The 18366-nt window shown below is 73.3% G+C and carries 19 protein-coding genes and 1 pseudogene; 12 read left to right on the forward strand and 8 right to left on the reverse strand.

Going from position 1 to position 18366, the window contains the following annotated elements; all coding sequences use genetic code 11:
* Positions 1–1183: 1183 nt before the first annotated feature.
* Together ACZ7KX_RS36255 and ACZ7KX_RS36260 are read left to right on the forward strand one after the other, a co-directional pair.
* Positions 1184–1957, forward strand: coding sequence for a hypothetical protein (locus ACZ7KX_RS36255; RefSeq protein WP_470330219.1), 774 nt, complete (start codon positions 1184–1186; stop codon positions 1955–1957).
* A gap of 64 nt (positions 1958–2021) precedes the next feature.
* Positions 2022–2786 (forward strand): SDR family oxidoreductase, encoded by a 765-nt coding sequence (locus ACZ7KX_RS36260; RefSeq protein WP_470330220.1) that lies wholly within the window; start codon positions 2022–2024, stop codon positions 2784–2786.
* A 131-nt stretch (positions 2787–2917) separates the two neighbouring features.
* Here ACZ7KX_RS36260 and ACZ7KX_RS36265 read toward each other — a convergent pair whose 3' ends face one another.
* Positions 2918–3928, reverse strand: coding sequence for a hypothetical protein (locus ACZ7KX_RS36265; protein WP_470330221.1), 1011 nt, complete (start codon positions 3926–3928; stop codon positions 2918–2920).
* 158 nt (positions 3929–4086) lie between these two features.
* On the opposite strand from ACZ7KX_RS36265, the gene ACZ7KX_RS36270 reads away from it, so the two are divergent.
* The gene (locus tag ACZ7KX_RS36270) at positions 4087–4779 is read left to right on the forward strand and encodes a TetR/AcrR family transcriptional regulator (RefSeq protein WP_470330222.1); all 693 of its coding nucleotides are present in this window, start codon (positions 4087–4089) and stop codon (positions 4777–4779) included.
* Between the two features lie 131 nt (positions 4780–4910).
* On the opposite strand, the pseudogene ACZ7KX_RS36275 reads toward ACZ7KX_RS36270, so the two are convergent.
* Together ACZ7KX_RS36275 and ACZ7KX_RS36280 are read right to left on the reverse strand one after the other, a co-directional pair.
* Positions 4911–5045 (reverse strand): annotated as a pseudogene (locus tag ACZ7KX_RS36275) (SUKH-4 family immunity protein); the annotation flags it as partial.
* 28 nt (positions 5046–5073) lie between these two features.
* Positions 5074–5922, reverse strand: a complete 849-nt coding sequence (locus ACZ7KX_RS36280; RefSeq protein WP_470330223.1) for an alpha/beta fold hydrolase — start codon at positions 5920–5922, stop codon at positions 5074–5076.
* A 261-nt stretch (positions 5923–6183) separates the two neighbouring features.
* Between ACZ7KX_RS36280 and ACZ7KX_RS36285 the strand changes: the two genes are divergently transcribed.
* The gene (locus tag ACZ7KX_RS36285; RefSeq protein ID WP_470330224.1) at positions 6184–7167 is read left to right on the forward strand and encodes a DMT family transporter; all 984 of its coding nucleotides are present in this window, start codon (positions 6184–6186) and stop codon (positions 7165–7167) included.
* A gap of 313 nt (positions 7168–7480) precedes the next feature.
* Entirely contained in the window at positions 7481–8851 is a 1371-nt protein-coding gene (locus ACZ7KX_RS36290; RefSeq protein ID WP_470330225.1) for a histidine-type phosphatase, read from the forward strand.
* Positions 8852–8931: 80 nt separating this feature from the next.
* On the opposite strand, the gene ACZ7KX_RS36295 is transcribed toward ACZ7KX_RS36290, so the two are convergent.
* Entirely contained in the window at positions 8932–9570 is a 639-nt protein-coding gene (locus tag ACZ7KX_RS36295; RefSeq protein WP_470330226.1) for a TetR/AcrR family transcriptional regulator, read from the reverse strand.
* 51 nt (positions 9571–9621) lie between these two features.
* Here ACZ7KX_RS36295 and ACZ7KX_RS36300 point away from each other — a divergent pair, with 51 nt between their 5' ends.
* Positions 9622–10218 carry a GNAT family N-acetyltransferase gene (locus ACZ7KX_RS36300; protein ID WP_470330227.1) on the forward strand — a complete coding sequence of 199 codons (597 nt, stop codon included), beginning with the start codon at positions 9622–9624 and terminating at the stop codon, positions 10216–10218.
* Positions 10219–10362: 144 nt separating this feature from the next.
* Here the strand turns inward: ACZ7KX_RS36300 and ACZ7KX_RS36305 are convergent, their stop codons facing one another.
* Positions 10363–11019, reverse strand: a complete 657-nt coding sequence (locus tag ACZ7KX_RS36305) for a TetR/AcrR family transcriptional regulator (protein WP_470330228.1) — start codon at positions 11017–11019, stop codon at positions 10363–10365.
* A gap of 121 nt (positions 11020–11140) precedes the next feature.
* On the opposite strand from ACZ7KX_RS36305, the gene ACZ7KX_RS36310 reads away from it, so the two are divergent.
* The 3 genes from ACZ7KX_RS36310 to ACZ7KX_RS36320 all read left to right on the forward strand — a co-directional run bounded on the left by ACZ7KX_RS36310 (position 11141) and on the right by ACZ7KX_RS36320 (position 13557).
* Positions 11141–12193 carry a medium chain dehydrogenase/reductase family protein gene (locus tag ACZ7KX_RS36310; protein ID WP_470330229.1) on the forward strand — a complete coding sequence of 351 codons (1053 nt, stop codon included), beginning with the start codon at positions 11141–11143 and terminating at the stop codon, positions 12191–12193.
* Between the two features lie 242 nt (positions 12194–12435).
* Positions 12436–13038, forward strand: a complete 603-nt coding sequence (locus ACZ7KX_RS36315) for a hypothetical protein (RefSeq protein WP_470330230.1) — start codon at positions 12436–12438, stop codon at positions 13036–13038.
* An 81-nt stretch (positions 13039–13119) separates the two neighbouring features.
* Positions 13120–13557 (forward strand): hypothetical protein, encoded by a 438-nt coding sequence (locus ACZ7KX_RS36320; protein WP_470330231.1) that lies wholly within the window; start codon positions 13120–13122, stop codon positions 13555–13557.
* Between the two features lie 47 nt (positions 13558–13604).
* Here the strand turns inward: ACZ7KX_RS36320 and ACZ7KX_RS36325 are convergent, their stop codons facing one another.
* Together ACZ7KX_RS36325 and ACZ7KX_RS36330 are read right to left on the reverse strand one after the other, a co-directional pair.
* Positions 13605–14240, reverse strand: coding sequence for a hypothetical protein (locus tag ACZ7KX_RS36325; protein WP_470330232.1), 636 nt, complete (start codon positions 14238–14240; stop codon positions 13605–13607).
* Positions 14241–14411: 171 nt separating this feature from the next.
* Complete coding sequence (locus ACZ7KX_RS36330; protein WP_470330233.1) at positions 14412–14783, reverse strand: VOC family protein; 372 nt, start codon at positions 14781–14783, stop codon at positions 14412–14414.
* A 155-nt stretch (positions 14784–14938) separates the two neighbouring features.
* On the opposite strand from ACZ7KX_RS36330, the gene ACZ7KX_RS36335 reads away from it, so the two are divergent.
* Entirely contained in the window at positions 14939–15796 is an 858-nt protein-coding gene (locus ACZ7KX_RS36335) for a helix-turn-helix transcriptional regulator (protein WP_470330234.1), read from the forward strand.
* A gap of 79 nt (positions 15797–15875) precedes the next feature.
* On the opposite strand, the gene ACZ7KX_RS36340 is transcribed toward ACZ7KX_RS36335, so the two are convergent.
* Entirely contained in the window at positions 15876–16487 is a 612-nt protein-coding gene (locus tag ACZ7KX_RS36340) for a LysE/ArgO family amino acid transporter (RefSeq protein WP_470330235.1), read from the reverse strand.
* Between the two features lie 67 nt (positions 16488–16554).
* On the opposite strand from ACZ7KX_RS36340, the gene ACZ7KX_RS36345 reads away from it, so the two are divergent.
* The gene (locus tag ACZ7KX_RS36345) at positions 16555–17466 is read left to right on the forward strand and encodes a LysR family transcriptional regulator ArgP (RefSeq protein WP_470330236.1); all 912 of its coding nucleotides are present in this window, start codon (positions 16555–16557) and stop codon (positions 17464–17466) included.
* Positions 17467–17589: 123 nt separating this feature from the next.
* On the forward strand, positions 17590–18297 hold the full coding sequence (locus ACZ7KX_RS36350) for a B3/B4 domain-containing protein (protein ID WP_470330237.1): 708 nt from the start codon (positions 17590–17592) through the stop codon (positions 18295–18297).
* Positions 18298–18366: the final 69 nt, after the last annotated feature.

Here is an 18366-nt window from a genome sequence, read left to right on the forward strand (position 1 = left end):
GTTTTCCAAGCCCAACAGCGACTGAAGCGACTGTAGCCCGGGTCTATAACGCGCACACGCACACGGGAATGTCTTCATATACCCAAGCTTGAGTCGCTTCGGTCGCTGTTGGGGTGAGTGTAGCGCCTCTGACCTGGGGTTTTACCCAGCGACTGAAGCTCAGCGACCGAAGCTACCGAGTCTCTCGCGCCCGGTCGCTCGGCGTGTCGCCCCCGCCAGGACCGTGCGGAAGCGCCGGAAGGTCTGAAGTTCGGTCGCTTGAGTCGCTTCGGTCGCTCGCGTCTGCTGGGAAACGGCTCGGCCGCCCCCGTGGGCCCTCTTGGTGGGCTGCCCCCTGCTTCAGAACGAGTTCCTTCGTTGAGTCGCTTCGGTCGCTTCGATCGCTTCCGTAGCTTCGGTCGCTCCGCCGCCGCCCGGTGCTGGAAGCGCGGGGAACGGCCCTCCCACCAGGCCTCTTGCCGCCGAGGCACCGCACATCTGACGCGGACAGCGACCGAAGCGACTCTGGCCGCGGATTGAGAAGCGCAGCGACGGACCAGCGACCGAGCCGGCTGGGGCCTGCTCGTCGCGGGTCCGTCGCTGCCGCCCGGTGCAGCGACCGAAGAATCCTCCGGGACACGCGTGACCTTCCCTGCCCCCGGTCGTTGTTCCGGCGGATGCCGCTGGGCGAGGGTCCACCGACCCGACGACGTGAGGACCTCTGCAGATGGGCGTCAGGCTGGGCGTGGTGGCGCTGACCGTGGGTGCTCGGAACCGGGAGCCGTCCGCGCTCGCGGACTCGGTCGCTGTCCGGGAGGGGCCGGTGTGGCCGGCCGTGGCCGGCGGGCAGGGCGCGAGCGCTGCCCGGGCGTCGAGTCGTCCTGCAACCGGGAGGGGTGGCCGCAGCGTCGATGAACGGTACGGGGTGACGACGGGTGGGGCCCCGGCTCGGGCGCGGGACCGGATTGTCAGTGGTCGCGTCTAGCCTCTCGGTACGACGGGTGCCGAGGGCACACCGGTGCGGAACGGGGCGGAGTGCGGGGGAGTGAGCGTGGACTTCTTCTGGCGGTGGGTGGCCGAGCGGTCCCTGGACGAGGCAGTGGCACCGTGAGCGGTGGGCATCGATTTTCCGCGGAAAATCGATGAGCGCCGGGTGTCGGCCCGGGCCCTTCCCGGACGATCGGATCCTCCGCATGGCCACTTCGTGAACTGGGCGGGGATGTACGACTGCGACGGCGAGGTCGACCGGGTCCCCGGGCTGCTGGAACGGCTGGAGCGTGAGGACGACGCCGAGGCGTGGCAGGAGTTGGGCTTCCGCCTGTGCCTCGAAGACGACCTCCTCTTCCCCGCGAGCTTCGCCGCCTTCCCGCGCCTGGTGCGCCTCGCCTCCGGAAGCGCCCGTGCGCGCGCCCTGGCCGGGACCGTCCTGCGCCGCGTCGCAGGACACCACGGCTGCGACGACCTGTTGGCGGAGTGCGCCGATGCGATCGCCGAGTTCCGCGAACTGCTGGACCGACATCTGCGGTCACGGCCGGCCGACTACCTCGCGAGCTACCGCGCCCTGCTCGCGGCCGAGCAGCAGTACCACTGGAGCGCCGACCTGGCCGACTTCACCGATGACTTCTACGACGTGGCATGTCCGCACTGTGCCGTGGGGGTGACCGTCGCGATCGGGAACCACGGTCGCTACTCGGCGATCCGGGACTGGAACCTGGGGGACGTGGACCGGCGCGACCTGCGGCCGGCGCTCCGCGAGGAGCTCTCGGGCGTCGGGCGGTGGATGTACGAGACCGCCCTCCGCGACGGGGAGTCGCAACTCGCCGACGGGATCGCCCACCTCTTCGGCAGGGCCGAATGCCCGCGCTGCGCCAGCGTGTTCACCGTCGCGGACGAGTACGCCTCCGCCAACGGCCCTGGTGCGTTCGGCCCCGTCCTGTCGGCCAGTGGGTCTGGCCTGATGTCACCCGACCCAGCCTAGTTAGGTGAGCCTCACCTTACTATTCTGTCGGGAGGGCGTCACCGGCCACGATCGAGGAGCGGACATGGGAGACCTCAGCGGGAAGACCGCACTGGTCACCGGCAGCAGCCGGGGCATCGGACGCGGCATCGCCCAACGCCTGGCCCGGGACGGCGCCCTGGTCGCCGTGCACTACGGCAGCAACGCATCGGCGGCCGAGGAGACCGTCGCGAGCATCGCCGCCGTCGGAGGCCGGGCGTTCGTCGTGGGCGCCGAGCTGGGCGTTCCCGGCGACGTGGACACCCTCGTGACCGGGCTGGAGGCCGGACTGCGCGCGCACGGGGAATCGACGATCGACGTCCTCGTGCACAACGCGGCACTCAATCTCATGGGGCGACCGATCGAGGTCCTCACCCCGGAGGAGTTCGACCGGATGGTCGCGGTCAACATCAAGGCACCGTTCTTCCTCACCCAGCGGCTGCTGCCGCGGCTGCGCGACGGCGGCCGGATCATCACGATCTCGTCGGTCTCCACCCGTCTCGCCTCCGCCCACGGGATCGCGTACCCGCTCACCAAGGGCGCGCTCGACGTGTTCAGTCGAACTCTGGCCAAGCACCTCGGCCCGCGCGGGATCACGGTGAACTCCGTTGCTGTCGGATTCACCAGCACCGACATGACCGCCGAGGTGCTGGCCGACCCGGCGAACGTGGAGCGCAACATCGGCCTGACCGCGCTCGGCCGGATCGGCCGGGTGCCGGACATCGCCGACGCCGTCGCCTTCCTCGCCTCCGATGACGCCCGCTGGATCACCGGCGCCAGGATCGACGTCACCGGGGGCGTCGGCCTGTGACGACCTCCGGCGTCCGCGTCGCGCGGGCGGTGTCCCCGGCGCCGGGGACACCGCCCGCGAGCGGCGGCGGCCGCGTCCGGCCGGCCCTCGGTGAGTGACAGTGCCTCAGGTCGCGGTCCACGGCCGGGGCGTCACCTCCGGTACCGCTGCGCCACTGCTGCGAAGGCGGCCTTGGGTTCCCACGCCATGTCGGGATAGGTCTGCCCCCGGTGTCCTTCGAGGAGTTTGACGATGCCGAGGCCGGCCCGGTCCAGGTCGTCCCTGGGATCGCCGTCCGGGCGGTGCGGGTAACCGGGCAGGGCGAAGAGGAAGACGAACGCGCTGTCCACGCCCTCGGTCTCGAAGATCTCCAGCAGTTCGCTCAGGTAGGCCGCCTGACCGGCCTCGTCGCGCTCGTAGACGCCGTTCAGTCGGGTGGGTGCCTTGGTCTCCGGGTCGTGCTCGACCACCTCCAGTACCCGCCCGCCGCGGTCCCCCGCGCCGCGGTAGGCCGCGGTGCCGAACCCGGTGATGGCGAGCGGCTTCGGCCCCTGCACCAGGGTGCGCACCGCCTCCCGGAACCGGTCGGCGACTTCGGCGGAGCGGAGCAGCTCGAACGTCGCGATGTCGAAGGGGGCCCAGTCGACGTGCTCGAACTGGATGGAGGCGTAGGTGAGCCTGCCCGCGAAGCGCTCGCGGACCGTGGCCGCGGCCTCGCGGAGGAACGCGTTGAGGCGCACGCCGAGCTCGCGCATCGCGTCGGCCCGCCGCTCGGGCCGGCCCATCAGCTGCTCGACCCGTTCCCCGGGGCTCCCACCGGGTAGGAACCCGCGGTTCATCACGCTCAGCTCGACCCCTGCGACGAACACGACCGTGGCTCCCTGCTGTCGGAGCCGTTCCGCGCGCTCCGCGCAGTCGCCGAAGAGCGCGAGGATCCGTTCCGGCTCCAGTTCCAGCGGATAGGGCGAGAACCAGACCTCCAGGCCGAGTTCCGCGGCGGCACGGGCGGCCGACTCCAGTCGGTCCGGGTCGCCGCCGATGATCTGGACCGCGTTGCAGTGCAGGTCGTCGCGGATGATCGCTAGCTCGCGCCGGACCACGGCGGGGTCGAAGTGCTCGCGGGATGTCCGGCCGTGAACGACGAATCCGGTGTCGTAGGTCATTCCTCGTGCCCGCACGGTGTCGTCCTCTCCGTCGGTGGCCCCGGCCGGGTGTCGGCTGGGGCGTCGGTCGGGTCGAGGCTGGCAGAAAAGTTGCGCACGCGCAAGATTGCGTGTGCGCATGAGTGCGTGCGCGCAATCAGTGTGGGATGCTGGCACCCGTGACGACACCACCACCACCGCCGGCAGGGCTGCGGGAGCGGAAGAAGCAGGCCACGCGCGCGGCGCTGCGCGAAGCGGCCCTGCGCCTGGCCGTGGAGCGCGGACCGGACCAGGTGCGGGTCGAGGACATCGCCGAGGCCGCCGGGGTCTCACCGCGCACCTACAACAACTACTTCGCCAGCCGCGAGCAGGCGATCGTCTCCGCCGTCACCGCGGACCGCGAGGTGAGGATCGCGTCGGCGGTCGCCGCCCGACCCGCAGGAGTGCGCCTGGCCGACGCCGTCACCGAAGCCGTGGTCGAGCAGTACACGACCACCGGCGAGCACGAACCCCGGGGGCTGCTGCTGATCACCGCCCGGACCGCGCTGCGCGAAGCGTTCCTCGACACCACCACCGGCATCGAGGCCCCGCTCACGGCGGTGATCGCCGAACGCCTCGGCGACACGGGAGTGCACACGGCCCGCGTCCTCGCGGCGAGCGTGGCCGCGGCGGTACGCATCGCGCTGGAAGGCTGGCTCCGGCCGGCCGGGACCGCCGGGACCGCCGGGACCGCAGAGGCGGCGGAGGCCGCCGGGAGTCTTGGCACCGGAGGGTTGGTCGTCCCCACCGGCTCACTGGCCGACCAGCTCCGGGCCGCACTGGCCCCGCTCGCCCCCGCGTTCGACGCCGCCGAGCGAGGCGCCCGGCCCTGACGGCGACGCCTGCCCCGACCCGTCCGGGCGGTGACGAGCGCGCTCACGTCCCCGCCAGCGGTGTCACCGTGGCCCCGATCCGACTGCGGCTCAGGAGTCGGTGGCTCAACAGGTGAGGATCGGCGGCCCCGTCATTCGGGGCCCAGCACGCCCAGCTCGACCTCCTCGAACACCCGGGACCACCAACCGTCCTCGTCGCTGAACGCGGCCGGATCCTGTTGCCGGGCCCGGACCAGGAGGTCGGCGACGTGGTCCTCGTGGTCTGCGTCGTCCTCGCTCCGGCCGGACCGGGTCTCAGACCGGCCGCGCGGTGGTGAGGAAGTCCAGGACGAGCGGGCTCGCGAGGGCGCGGAACTCCTCGAAGTAGGCGTGCCGTGCGCCGGAGATCAGGTGCAGTCGGGCACCGGGGATCCGGTCGGCGAGCACGGGCGCGTTGGCCGTGGGGTTGAGCCGGTCGTCGGTTCCGTGCACGACGAGGGTGGGTGCGCCGATGCCCGGCAGGAGGTCCCACGCGTCGTGCCGGTTGCCGGCCGCCAGGTGGTGGCGCCCGGCGTGGGCGGGCATGCCCGGGTCACCGAGCGTCCGGTGGGGGCCCGGATGGTCCGCGAGCCAGTCCGGGGTGTACATGAGTTCCAGGAGGGCCTGCCGGGCGGCCGCCGGTTCGGGTTGCGCCAGTGACCTGCGCACGTCGTTGTCGCGCGCGACGCCGTGCGGGCCTCCGGGGGAGGTGCAGCCGAGCACCAGGGCGCCCACCCGTTCGGGGTGGCGGGCGGCGAGCTGCTGGGCCACGCGCCCGCCCATGGACGTGCCGTAGACGTCGGCCCGGTCGACGCCGAGTGCGTCGAGCACGGCGATCACGTCCTGCGCGAAGCCCTCGGTGCTGTAGGGCCGGTCGGGCTTGTCGCTCGCGCCCGTACCGCGGTAGTCGAGGGTGACGGTGCTGCGGGCGGCGTGGAAGTCGTCGCGCACCCCGTCCCACCAGTGGTGGTTGTTCGCCTGGCCGGCCAGCAGGACGAGCGGCGCCCCCACGCCTCGGACCTGGTAGGCGATCCGGACCCCGTCGGGCGCCGTCGCGTGCTCCGTCCTGTGCTCGGTTCCGTGTTCGGCCCCGTACTCGGTCCCGTGCTCGGCCGCGTGCTCCATCGGCGCCCCTCGCCCCCCGTGACTTCTCGACGGGAAGGGTACAGCGCCCGAGGTCGCCAAGGGGGCTCCGCCCGGGTGGCGTACGGTGGGGAGCATGTCTTTCGCAGCAGTTCTCTCGCCGCCCGCCCTCTGAGGCGGGTCGCCGTCGACACCGGCGCGTAGGTCGGCCGTGGGCCGGTACGCGCTGATCGGTCGTGCCCCGCAGACGCGAGACCACGACCATCTGCTCCGTCTGGAGATTCCTCCGTGTCGAAAACTGCTGTGGCACCGACCCCTGCCACCACGACGGCGTCACGCTCCGTGCGCCGCGGCCTCGCCTGCCTGGCGTTCGCCGGCCTCACCTGGGGCACCACCGGCGCCGCCGTGGACATCGTCTACCGGTCCAGTGACTTCGGACCCGTGGCCGTCTCGTTCTGGCGGTTCCTGACCGGCGTGGCGCTGCTGCTGGCGGCCCGCGCCGTGCGGCCGGCCCGGGCCCTCCGGCCGGCCCGCGCCGTGCGGCCCGCCCGCGAAGCGCGCCGGACGCCGTGGCCCAAGGGCCGCCGTGTGCTGCTGTTCACGGGCACCGGCGTCGGCCTGGCGGTCTTTCAGACCGCCTACTTCGCCGCCGTGCAGGACACCGGGCTCGCGGTCGGCACCATCGTCACGCTCGGGGCCGCCCCGGTGCTCACGGCGGCTGCCGGGCGCCTGTTCCTGGGCGAGCGCATCGGGCCCGCCGGGCTGCTCGCGGTCGCCGGCGCGCTGACCGGCCTCGCCGTCCTGGTGCTGGGCAACGGGGCCGCCGTCGTCCACCCCGTCGGCGTGGGGATGGCCCTGCTGTCCGCCGCCGGGTTCACCGTCTCCAACGTCCTCGGCCGGTGGACCGGACGGTACGGCGACGGCGAGGACCCGTACACCCTCACGGTGGGGTCCTTCGCCGTCGGCGCGGCGGTCCTGCTGCCCTTCGCCTCGGCCGAGGGCCTCGTGCCGCACACCGCCCACCCGGGCCAGGTCGTGCTGCTGATGCTCTACGTCGCCACCGTGACGACGGCGGTCGCCTACCCGCTGTACTTCGCGGGGGCGGGTGCCGTCCGGGCCGCTACGGCGTCGGTGGTGATGCTCATCGAGCCGGTCGGCGCGGCTGTGCTCGCCGTCCTGCTCCTCGGCGAGCGGCTCACCGCGGCCACGGTCGTCGGCACGGTGCTGATGCTCACGGCCATCGCCGGCCTCGCGGTCGCCGAATCGCGGCGGGAAGCGGACCTCTGACCAGGCGTCGACCGGGCGTCGAACAGCTGTCCAACGACCGCTGACCGGTTGCCGACCGCTGACCGGTCGTGACCGATCGCCAGACGGGATGAGGGCGATGCGGTGCGCCGGGACCGACCGGTTCCGGCGCACCGCACGCACGCGCCCCGAGGTGACCCGGCGGCCGCGCACCGGTCCGGGGGTCCGGTGGTGAGCGTTCAGCCGTCCTTCACCGGGGCCATGACGCGGCGTCGGCAGGGCTTTCCGTGGCCATGCCACCTTGCGGCAGACCACAGCTACCGACAGGTAGCCCGCCCCGACCCGAAGGGCCGCCGTGAAGCGCACCGCCCCCCTGTCCGCCACCATGGCCGTCTGCCTCGCCGCCGGCGTGCTGTTCACCGCCGGCACCGCCTCCGCGCGGGATCGGTCCGGTCCGTCGCACGCCGGGCGCGACGTCTACGGGACCAAGACCCCGTACGCCCCGCAGGGCAGGCCCGGCCACTACCAGAAGGCACCGAAGGGCTTCGTGCCGGTCTTCACCGAGAACGTCGCCCGCCACGGCTCCCGCGCCATGACGGACAGCGGCGACGGCGACGCCGTGCTCGCCGTCCTGCGCAAGGCGCAGGACCGGGGCGCCCTCACCGGCCTCGGTGCGCAGCTGGGCCCGCAGGTGCAGTCACTGCTGACCGCGGCCGCCGCGCTCGGCTACGGCAACCTCTCCGCCCGCGGAGCGGAGGAGCACCGGCAGACCGCGCTGCGCCTGGAGCAGCGGCTGCCGAGCCTGTTCGCGGACGTCGCCGCCCGGCACGAGCCCATCGTGGTGGAGACGTCGGGGGTGCCGCGGACGGTGGCGAGCGCCGGTGCGTTCACCGGCGCGCTGGCCTCCGGTGACCCGGCGCTGGCGGGCCTGATCAAGGCGCCGGTCACCGACAAGGACCTGCTGTACTTCCACAAGCAGCCGCAGAACGCCGACTACCAGGCGTACGTGAAGAGTGATCCGCAGCTGGCCGAGGTCCTCGCCGGGGTCGACGGTGACCCGCGCACCGCCGAAACGGCGCACCGGGTCGTGGCGCGCCTGTTCCGGGAGGACTTCGCCGCTGCGCTGTCCGGCGCGGAGCAGGTCGCCTTCGCCCGTTCGCTGTACCAGCTCTACAGCGCGGCGCCCGACCTGAACGTCGAGGCGCCGGACGTGGACCTCACCCCGTTCCTGGCCCGCCGCGACGCCCAATGGCTCGCCTACCTCGACGACGCCGAGGAGTTCTACCAGAAGGGCCCCGCGTTCAGCGGACGCACGATCACCTACCGGATGGCCGGGGTCCTCCTCGACGACCTCCTCGCCCGGGCCGAGGCCAAGGCCGACGGCACCAACGGCAACGGCGCGGTGCTGCGCTTCACCCACGCCGAGGAGATCGAGCCGCTCGCGGCCCTGATGGGACTGCCCGGCAGCACCGAACCAGCCGAACCCGGGCAGCCGTACGCGTACGGGAACAACCCGTGGCGCGGAGCGGAGGTCTCGCCGATGGCCGCGAACATCCAGTGGGACCTGTTCGCGAACACGCCCTCCGAGGGGCGGCCGGCCACCTACCTGGTGCGCATGCTCTACAACGAGAAGGAGACGGCCTTCGCGTCGTCCTGCGAGCCGGTCGCCAAGGGCAGTTACTTCTACGAGCTCGACGAGCTGAAGCACTGCCTTGTGCACGGCTGACGCCCTCGGGGCCTCCGGCCGGGCCCGTGCCCGGCACGGGCCCGGCCGGAGGTGCGTTCGGCGGGTGTGCGGATCGGTTCTCAGGGTCCCCAGGGGAGGGTGGCGTCGAGGTAGGCGCGCCAGGCGGCGTGGACGCGCTCGGCGTGGGAGCCGTTGCCGTCACTGCCTCCGCCGTGCCCGCTGCCGTCGCGGTCTCCGTCGGCGAGGAGGTCCAGCAGCAGGCCGCGGAGGACGGCGAGCACCACGGTGGGATCGGCGCCGGTGCCCGCCAGGACGCGTCCGAGGGGTGGCAGCCACTCGTCCAGCGACGTGGTGCCGAAGCCCCGCCAGGGACCGTCGTGGCCGAAGGCGCGGACGTAGCCCTCGAAGAACAGCCGCAGAGCGCCCCGGTGCTCGGGCTTCGTCAGCCACTCCCAGAGCAGTTCGAGGGTCGCGCGGGCGCTGCCGCCCTCGACCTCGGAGCGCTCCAACAGCGCCAGCTGCTCGGCCCGTCCGACCGCGAGCACCTCCCGGATCAGCTGCTCCTTCGATCCGAACAGGTACAGCAGCACGCGGGGGCTGGAGCCGATCTCGGCGGCCAGCGGGCGCAGGGAGAGGTCGGACACGTTGTGGTCGGCGACGTAGCGGACGGTCGCGGCGAGGATCTCCTCGCGACGCGGCGACGGGCGCTGCGAGGGGCGCGGCGACGGGTGGGAGCTCGCATTGGCGGGGGCGGACACGTGGTCTATCGTTCCACTGAAACGAGTGTTTCAGTGAGAGGGGATGCCGCCATGGCCGCCACCGGACGCGCCACTGCACCCGCTGCCGGACCCGTCACCGGACCCGTCACCGGACCCGTCACCGAACCTGTCTGCGCGAGTGCCGACGCAGCCGCGACCATCCGCGAGGCCGTCCGGCCCGGCGACCTCGGTGCCGTCGCAGCCCTGCACGGCGTCCTGTACACCCGCGAGTACGGCATGGACGAGACCATGGAGGCCTATGTCGCCGCCGGGATGGCCGAGTTGGTCCTCGCCCGGGTCCGTGAGGGCGGCGCGGCGCCCGGCCGGCTGTGGGTGGCCGAGCTCGACGGCCGGGTGGTCGGCGCCACCGGCCTCGTCCGGTCGGAGGAGCGCCCGGGGTGGGGTCAGCTGCGGTGGGTGCTCCTCGACCCGGACGCCCGGGGACTGGGCCTGGGTCGGCGGCTGCTGGAGACGGCCCTCGACGAGGCCCGCGCCCGTGCGTACCGGGGCGTGCTGCTCTGGACCGTCGCCGGCCTCGACGCCGCCCACCACCTCTACGCGAAGGCCGGCTTCGAGCTCACCGTCTCCCGTTCCGTCCACAAGTTCGGCCTCGACACGGTGGAGCAGCGGATGGACCTGCGCTTCTGACGGGTGCGCAGGTCGCCCCCGCGGCCTTGGACGCCGAGGTCACGGGGGCGGCGGTGCCTGCGGTACGGCGGAGCGGGCGGCTCGGCGGTGCGTGCGGGGTGGCCGCGCGACACGCCCCCACCCCGCGCGCGCCGGGGTGCCGCGCTACCCGTCCTTCAGGTGCGCGAGGCCGGAGACGAGCCGGTCGGCGATGTCCGCCGGCCAGGGGAAGGCGCGGGTGACCGCGCGCTGGTGGGCGAGGCCGTGCAGGCCCAGCCACAGCGCGACCGCGTCGCTGGACAGGTCGGTACTGGTGGCCTGACCTGCGGCGACGCAGTCGCCGATGGCCGTGGCGAAGACCTCCAGCGCTTCCGCGCCGAGCGCGGTCAGGTCCGCCTCGGTGATGGAGCTCTCGCCGAGGGTCGGTGTCCAGAGGCCACCGAACATGGTCCGGTACCGCCCGGGGTTCGTCCGGGCGTAGTCCAGGTAGGCGTCGCAGAGCGCGCGCAGCCGTTGTCGGGGGTCGCCCTCGGTGTCCTGGGCGGCGGCGCGCAGATGGCGCTCCAGTTCGGCGAACTCGCGTTGCACCACGGCCAGGAGGATGGCCGGCTGGTCGGGGAAGTGCGGGTAGATGGACGGGGCGGCGATCCCGACCCGCCGGGCGACCGACCGCAGGGTGATGGCGCGCTCGTCGCCGTTCTCGTCGAGGAGCGCGACCGCGGCCGTGATGATCTCTTCGCGCAGGCGCCCGCCCTCGCCGCGGCGGTTGCGCGCACGGGCCGGTTTGGGTGCGGCCGCTTCCGTTGTGCTGGTTTCGTTCACGCCTGTCACCTTACGCCGTGAAGCTTACGGGCGGGAAGTCTTGCAACCGTAGCCTTACGTGTGTAACTTTACGGCTGTAGGCACAACGGCCGACAGCCCGTCCCGCCCCGAGGAGCCCGCCATGACCGGCACCACTTCCACCTCCACCACCGTCGCGACCGAGGTCGTCCTGCCCGGTGTGGTCGAGCCGAACGGTCTGCAGGTCCGCACCCGCCCGCTGCCAGCTCCCGCCACCGGCCAGGTCGTCCTGCGGATGGACGCGACCGGCGTCTCGTTCGCCGAACAGCAGATGCGCCGCGGCAAGTACTACGACCAGCCGCCCTTCCCCTTCGTGCCCGGCTACGACGTCGTCGGCACGGTCACCGCCACCGGCCCCGGAGTGGACCCGGCGCTGACCGGCCGCCGGTTCGCCGCGGTCACCAAGACCGGCTCCTGGGCCAGCCACCTGCTGATCGAGGCCGCGGACCTGGTGCCGGTCCCGGACGGCGTGGCCGCGGACGCGGCGGAGACCGTGGTCGTCAACGGCATCACGGCCTGGCAGATGCTGCACCGCCTCGCCGCCGTCCGCCCCGGCGGCACCGTCGTCGTCCTGGGCGCCAACGGCGGCGTCGGCTCCACCCTCGTCCAACTGGCCCGGCACGCCGGCATCACCGTGATCGGCACCGCCTCCGCGCGCCACCACGACGCCGTCCGCGCCCTCGGCGCCACCCCGGTCGACTACCGCGACCCGGACATGTACGCCCGGATCCGCCGGCTCGCGCCGCAGGGCGTCGACGCGGTGTTCGACCACGTCGGCGGCCCCGACCTGGTGCAGTCCTGGCAGCTCCTGCGCCGCGGCGGAACGCTCGTGTCCTACGGCACCGCCGCGACCAAGGACGAGACGGGCAACTCGCGACTGCCCGTCCTGAAGGTCTTCGCGCGGCTCCTCCTCTGGAACTACCTGCCCAACGGCAGGAGCGCGCACTTCTTCAACATCTGGGCCGGCCGGCGCCGCCCCGCCACCTTCCGCCGCCGTCTCAGCGAGGACCTCACCCAGGTGCTCCGCCTGCTCGCCGACGGCGTCCTCGCCCCGCAGATCGCCGCCCGCATCCCCCTCGCCGACGCGGCCGCCGCCCTGGAACTCGCCGAGTCCCGCACGGTCACCGGCAAGGTCGTCATCGTCCCCGGCGAGTGACCCGGGTGACGGGCCGCCACCGGCCGTCAGCCCGCACCGATCTCTCGCCCCGGGCGCGGGCGGCGTTCGCCCCCCGACGGGGGAGCCCGCCGCTCCCGGGCGAGGCGATCCGGAGGCAGGCCGCCGCAATGATCGCTGACGAGGCCGCTGACGAGGCCGCTGACGAGGCCGCTGCCGATGCCTCTGCCGTTGCCGCTACGGCCGCCGGTGGCGTTGCCGGTGCCCTCGGTTACGGTGGCCGGATGGACGGATCCACGACCACAGGCGGCGGTACCGGCGGGGGCTCGGCGCACTCCGGGGCACTGCTGCCTCTCCTGGCCGCCGATGAGGAGGTCATCGCGTTCTTCGCCGGGGTTGCGGACCTTGACGCGGCGAACCCGGCAGACCACGAACTGGAGGACGGAGTCCGTCTCGCCTCCGGGGCCCGGCTGGAGCAGTTCGCGCAGGCGGGCACGGGGGACGCCTTCTGCTTCGTCGGCGAGGGTGGTGAGGAACGCCCGGTGGTGTTCGTGAGCCTCGACGGCGTGGCCGGACCGCTCGCCGTCGGGCTGCGGGAGTTGGTGGAGCTGTGCCTCGTGGCACCGTGGTGGCGGGATGCCCCCGGGCGGACGGCCGAGGGGCTCCGCGCTGTCGCCGACGACTACCGGGAGGACGTGCCCGACCTCGACCGGCGGCGCGAGCGCGCGGCCCGGGTGCTCGGTCTCGATCCCGCCGCGCTGCCCTCCGAGGCGGCGGCCCTCGCCCGGCTCGCCGAGCTGTCCCGGGGGCCGGTCGCGGCGACCTGCCTCGTCGTCGGGTACGACGGCGAGCCGCTCGACCCGCTGTTCGAGGACGACCGATCCTGACGCCGCGCCGGCCGCTTCTTGTCTGCAGCGTGTTTGCGAGGTTATTTGTGCTCAACGCTTCGAGCTGCCACTGTGTCCGCCATGAAGATCACGATCACCGTGGAGAATCCGACCCCCGAGGCGCTGGAGAAGCTGCTCGCCCTGGCCGCCATGCCGGTCGCCGTCGTGACCGCCGTGGCCGACGAGCGCTGGACTCCGGAACGGGCCCGTTCGTACTACGAGCGCCTGCCGCCCCGTGCGCAGCAGATCCTGCTCCAGGTCGTCGAAGGCGACGGCGAGTGTGCCGCGGACGAGTTGAAGGCGAACGGTCGGAGCCTCCGGGGATCCACCGGGGCGTTCCGCCGGGTGCTCTCCGAAGGGAAGCGGACCGGCCTCTGGCCGGAGGCGCTGCCCGCACCCCTGGTGTCCCACGTCGTCAGCGGGCAGCTGAAGAAGCTCGAAGTGCCGGGCCGCGGCACGGAGCAGTACGCGCTCCCGGACTTCGAGGAGGGACTGCGCGACCTGCTGGGCGGCAACTGACGAAGTCGAACCGCCAGAGCGGCCTACCTGCCGACGCCAGGGGCAGGTCAGGAGATGTGAACGGCCAGCCCGCACAGGCCGAGAGCGCTCGCGGCGGCGCTGCGCCACAGCCGCAGCGGGCCGTCCAGGACGCACTCCTTGCCGGGGTGGTAGCCCAGCCAGTTCCGGGCGTCCGCAGCGGCGCGTTCCGTGTCGGTCAAGGTGAGGGCGCGCTCCACGTCGGGCAGGGTCCGGCGGACCTCGGCCGAGGTGAGGAGGAAGTTGCCGCACCAGCCCGGCAGCAGCGCGGCGCGGGCCGGGCCGATGGCATGGAAGAACGACTGGACCGCGTAGTCCTTGGAATTGACCGAGACGAAGATGTTCTCGTCCGAACGGTCCGTCCACACGTTCTCGATGGCGGAGAAGTCCGGATCGACGGTGCCGGAGCACAGGTCGTCGACGTGACGCCCCGGGACGGTGAGGTCCAGGAACGACCCGACGGCAGCGTCATCCGCCGCCGGGTGCCCCGAACTGCCGTACCACGTACGGTGGTCGGGCAGCGGTGCCTGCTGCCACCGCTCCCATCGCCGTTGGACGTGGGGCTCGGAGCGGTCCGCCTCCATCGCGGGCAGCAGCCGGGGTGCGAGGTCGGCGATGAAGGCGTCCGGGTGGCTGCTGATCGCCCAGATACTGGTGAAGCCCATGCCCGGGACGGTAGTACCCGTCCCTGACATCCGCCCCGCCCCAGCCCGGCGCGGGCTCGCGGCCGGGGTCCGGCACGCGAGCCCGACGCGCGACCGCAGGCGCAGGGCGCAGGCGGTCGGGCCTGGACGAGGGCGGACGGGATCAGAACCCGCTCTCCTCTCCGTACGCGCTCACGCGTCGCCGGTGACGGGGGTGAGGCAGAACGGATGGCCCTCGGGGTCCGTGAGGACGATCCACTCGTCCTCACCCGGCTGGAACTCCGGCCGGGATGCCCCGAAGCCGAGCAGTTCCTCGGCCGCGCGGTGTACGTCGGCGACGGCGAAGTCGAGGTGCACGTGTGCGGCGCCGCCGGGCCAGCCCGGCGCCCGGTAGCCGTCGACCCGGACGAAGGCGAGCCGGACCGGGGTGCCGTCGCCCAGCGAGGCGAAGTCCTGGTCGCTGTGGGTGATCTCCCACCCGGTGGCCTTCCGGTAGAACGCGGCGAGCGCGGCCGGATCGGCGCAGTCGATGACGATCGTGTTGAGCTGCTTGAGAACGGGCATGCCGATGACTCCTGGGTATCCGAACTGGACGGGGCACGTGCGGTCCTGGCCCTGCGGCCCGGCCCCTCGCACTCCGTCAGCGTGCCCGTGACGGCCGGTCCCGGTCTTGAACATCCTTGCGGGGGGTGTCAGACCCGCCGGGTAGCGTCGGCGACGTGCTCACAGCCGTTCCCCTCGCCACCCGGCCCGACTTCGGCATCAGCGCGGTGGCCTGCCGCGCCGACCACACCCGGTGGTCGGCGCCGGAAGTCCGCAATGACTACCGCTTGGTGCTGGTGCGCCGCGGCCGGTTCCGCCGGAGAGCCGCCGGCGTCGCCGCCGACCTCGACGCGACGGTGGCCTATGTGGGCGTGCCGGGCGAGGAGGAGAGCTTCGCCCACCCCGACGGCGGCGACCACTGCACCGCGATCAGCGTCACGCCGGAGCTGTGGCGCTCCCTGGCCGGTGCCGGTGCCGGTGCCGGTGCCGGTGCCGGTACGGGCGCGGGTGCCGGAGCCGGACGGGCCGGGCAGGCGCTCTACGTCGACCCGCGGCTCGACCTGGCCCACCGGCGCCTCATCGCCACCGCCCGCTCGGGCGACGTCGACTACGCGCTCACCGAGGAGCTGCTGACCCTGCTCTCGACGGCCATCGGCCGTACCGCGGCCGGACCGACCCCGCTCGGCCGCGCATCGCCCGAACACGATCGGCGCCTGGTGGCGGCCGCCCGCGAGGCGATCGTCGAAGGACACCCGGCCTCGAACGCGCTTCTCCCGCTGGCCGAGTTGCTCGGTGTCTCGCCGTACCGCCTGAGCCGGGCGTTCCCGCGCGAGCTCGGCGTCTCGGTGACCCGCTACCGCCACCGTGTCCGCATCGGCCGGGCGCTCGACCGCCTGGAGGCCGGCGAGAACGGCCTCGGCACCCTCGCCGCCGAGCTCGGCTACGCCGACCAGGCCCATCTGACCCGGACCATGCGCCAGTACCTGGGCCACACCCCGGCGAGGCTGCGCCGGCTCCTGGCGCCCGCCCGCTGAACGCGTGCGACCCTACGCGCGGCGTGCGACCGACCGCGCGCACCTGACCGCGTGCGACGCGCGCGCAGCGGTGGTGCCATCAGGCGCCCGCGGCCAGCGACAGGCCGGTGAACAGCATCGTCGTCGCGACGAGGGCGTCCAGGACGCGCCACGACGAGGCACGGCGGAAGAAGCCGGTGAGCAGACGGGCGCCGAAGCCCAGCGCGGTGAACCAGCACACGCTGGCCAGTGCGGCGCCGAGCGCGAACTCCCAGCGCAGTGTGCCGTGGGTGGCGGCGATGGCGCCGAGCAGGAGCACCGTGTCGAGGTAGACGTGCGGGTTGAGCCAGGTCATCGCGAGGCAGGTGAGCACGGCGCGGCGCCCGGAGTGGACGGTCGGCCCGCCGGCCTCCAGGCCGGAGGCCCGGAAGGCGCGGCGCGCGGCGATCACCGCGTAGCAGAGCAGGAAGACCGCGCCGACCGCGCGCACCGCCGTCAGTGCCGCCGGCCACGCCGTGATCAGCGCGCCGAGCCCGCCGACGCCGCAGGCGATCAGTACGGCGTCGGAGGCCGCGCAGATCGCGACCACCGGCAGGACCGCCTCCCGGCGGACGCCCTGGCGCAGGACGAAGGCGTTCTGCCCCCCGATGGCGACGATGAGTGACAGACCGGCCCCGAAGCCTGCGGCCGTGGCGGTGAACGTGCTTCCCATGGCCGACACCGTAGGCAATCGGCACATCACAAGGCCAGCTAAACATTTTTACGTATCCTTAGCTGTCATGAAGGCTGAGCTGCCCCACGACCTGGTCCGGACCCTGCTCGCGGTCGTCGACGAGGGCACCTTCGACGCCGCCGCGGCGGCCCTGCACGTGACACCCTCGGCGGTGAGCCAGCGGATCAAGGCGCTGGAGCAGCGCACCGGGCGGGTCCTGCTGACCCGCTCGCGGCCGGTCAAGGCGACCGAGTCGGGACAGGTCGTGGTGCGCTACGCCCGTCAGCTCGACCGGTTGGAAGGCGACGCGCTCGATGAACTCGGGATGCCCGGGGGCACCGAGGACGCCGGGCCCTCGGGTGCCTCCTGGCTGCCGATCGCGGTCAACGCAGACTCACTGGCAACCTGGTTCGTGCCCGCACTGGCCTCCCTCGCGCAGGACGCGCGCATCCACGTCGACCTGCGCCGCGAGGACGAGGCGCACACCACCGCCATGCTGCGTGCCGGCGAGGTGATGGCCGCGGTCACCTCCACGCCCCAGCCGGTGGCGGGCTGCTCGGTGCAGCGGCTCGGTGCCATGGTCTTCCTGCCGGTGGCCGCGCCGGAGTTCGTCGCCCGCTGGCTCGACGGCGACGCGGCCCTGCTGCTCCCTGACGCCCCGGTGGTCTGCTTCGACCGCCGTGACGAGCTGCAGGACACCTTCGCCCGCGATCTGACGGGCGGTCGGGGTGCGAGCTTCCGGCGGCACTACGTCCCGTCCAGTGAGGGCTTCGCCGATGCCGTCGCGGCTGGCCTCGGCTGGGGCCTCGTCCCGCGCAGCCAGGCCGAGCCCCGACTGCGCAGCGGCGCGCTGGTCCGCTTCCTCCCACGCCGTACGGTCGAGGTCCCGCTCTACTGGCAGCAGTGGCGCCTCGACTCGCCCGCACTGGCAGCCGTCGCCGCGGCCGTCGCGGCGGAAGCGGCGCGTGCCCTGCGGTAGCGGCGCGAGCCGTGCGTGAAGCGGCGCGAGCCGTGCGCGACAGTGCACCCGCCCTCCGGGCACCCGCCCTCCGGAAGCCATGACCGAGCCCGCCCCACCGATCACCAGGAAGCAGAGAAGTTCGTGGTCACGTTCCGCCTCGATCCCGCCGTCGTCGGCGCCTTCCCCGAGACCCTCACCGCCGTGGTCACCGCCACCGGCCTGCGCGGTCGTGAGGAGTGGACCGGCACCGCCGCCGCCGTGGCAGAGCTGGAGCGGGAGCTCGCCGAAGGGGCCTGGCAGCCCGCCGACGAGACCGACCCCCGCATCGAGGCCTGGCACACCGCCTACCGCTCCTTCGGTACGAACCCGCGCCGCGTCCGCCCGAGCGTCGACGCGCTGGGCCGGCGCCTCGCCAAGAAGGGCGCCCTGCCGCGGGTCAACCCGGCCGTCGACTCCTACAACGCCGTCTCCGTCCGCCACGGGCTGCCGGCCGGCGCCTTCGACCTGGACCACGTCACCGGCGAGGTCGCCATCCGCCCCGCGGACGGCAGCGAGACCTTCACGCCGCTCGGCGAGCCCGACACCGTCGAGCACCCCAGGCCCGGTGAGATCGTCTACGCGGACACCACCGGCATCCTGACCCGGCACTGGAACCACCGCGACGCCCACCGCACCCGTGTCACCGAGGACTCCACCCACGTCGCCTTCGTCCTCGAAACCCTCCACGCCACCCGCGACGGCCGGCTCCTCACGGCCGCGGCCGAGGAGTTGCGGAAGCTGCTCGCCCGGCACGCCGACCGGACCGCGGTGGACCACCTGGGTGCGGAACGACCCCGGGTCACCGTCTGAGAGGGCGTCCCGAGGGCCAGGCCGCCCCCCCGGACCGGCACCGCGCCTGAGCGCTCACGGGAGCGCTCC

It is taken from the genome of Kitasatospora sp. NPDC038210, assembly GCF_055600605.1.

Bases quoted from the DNA above. Each gene is read 5' to 3' on its own strand.
- ACZ7KX_RS36265 (WP_470330221.1), bottom strand. From the start codon at position 3,928: ATGACCTACGACACCGGATTCGTCGTTCACGGCCGGACATCCCGCGAG.
- ACZ7KX_RS36300 (WP_470330227.1), top strand. From the start codon at position 9,622: ATGGCCGCCACCGGACGCGCCACTGCACCCGCTGCCGGACCCGTCACC.
- ACZ7KX_RS36345 (WP_470330236.1), top strand. From the start codon at position 16,555: ATGAAGGCTGAGCTGCCCCACGACCTGGTCCGGACCCTGCTCGCGGTC.
- ACZ7KX_RS36310 (WP_470330229.1), top strand. From the start codon at position 11,141: ATGACCGGCACCACTTCCACCTCCACCACCGTCGCGACCGAGGTCGTC.
- ACZ7KX_RS36280 (WP_470330223.1), bottom strand. From the start codon at position 5,922: ATGGAGCACGCGGCCGAGCACGGGACCGAGTACGGGGCCGAACACGGA.
- ACZ7KX_RS36320 (WP_470330231.1), top strand. From the start codon at position 13,120: ATGAAGATCACGATCACCGTGGAGAATCCGACCCCCGAGGCGCTGGAG.
- ACZ7KX_RS36330 (WP_470330233.1), bottom strand. From the start codon at position 14,783: ATGCCCGTTCTCAAGCAGCTCAACACGATCGTCATCGACTGCGCCGAT.
- ACZ7KX_RS36340 (WP_470330235.1), bottom strand. From the start codon at position 16,487: ATGGGAAGCACGTTCACCGCCACGGCCGCAGGCTTCGGGGCCGGTCTG.
- ACZ7KX_RS36325 (WP_470330232.1), bottom strand. From the start codon at position 14,240: ATGGGCTTCACCAGTATCTGGGCGATCAGCAGCCACCCGGACGCCTTC.
- ACZ7KX_RS36315 (WP_470330230.1), top strand. From the start codon at position 12,436: ATGGACGGATCCACGACCACAGGCGGCGGTACCGGCGGGGGCTCGGCG.
- ACZ7KX_RS36260 (WP_470330220.1), top strand. From the start codon at position 2,022: ATGGGAGACCTCAGCGGGAAGACCGCACTGGTCACCGGCAGCAGCCGG.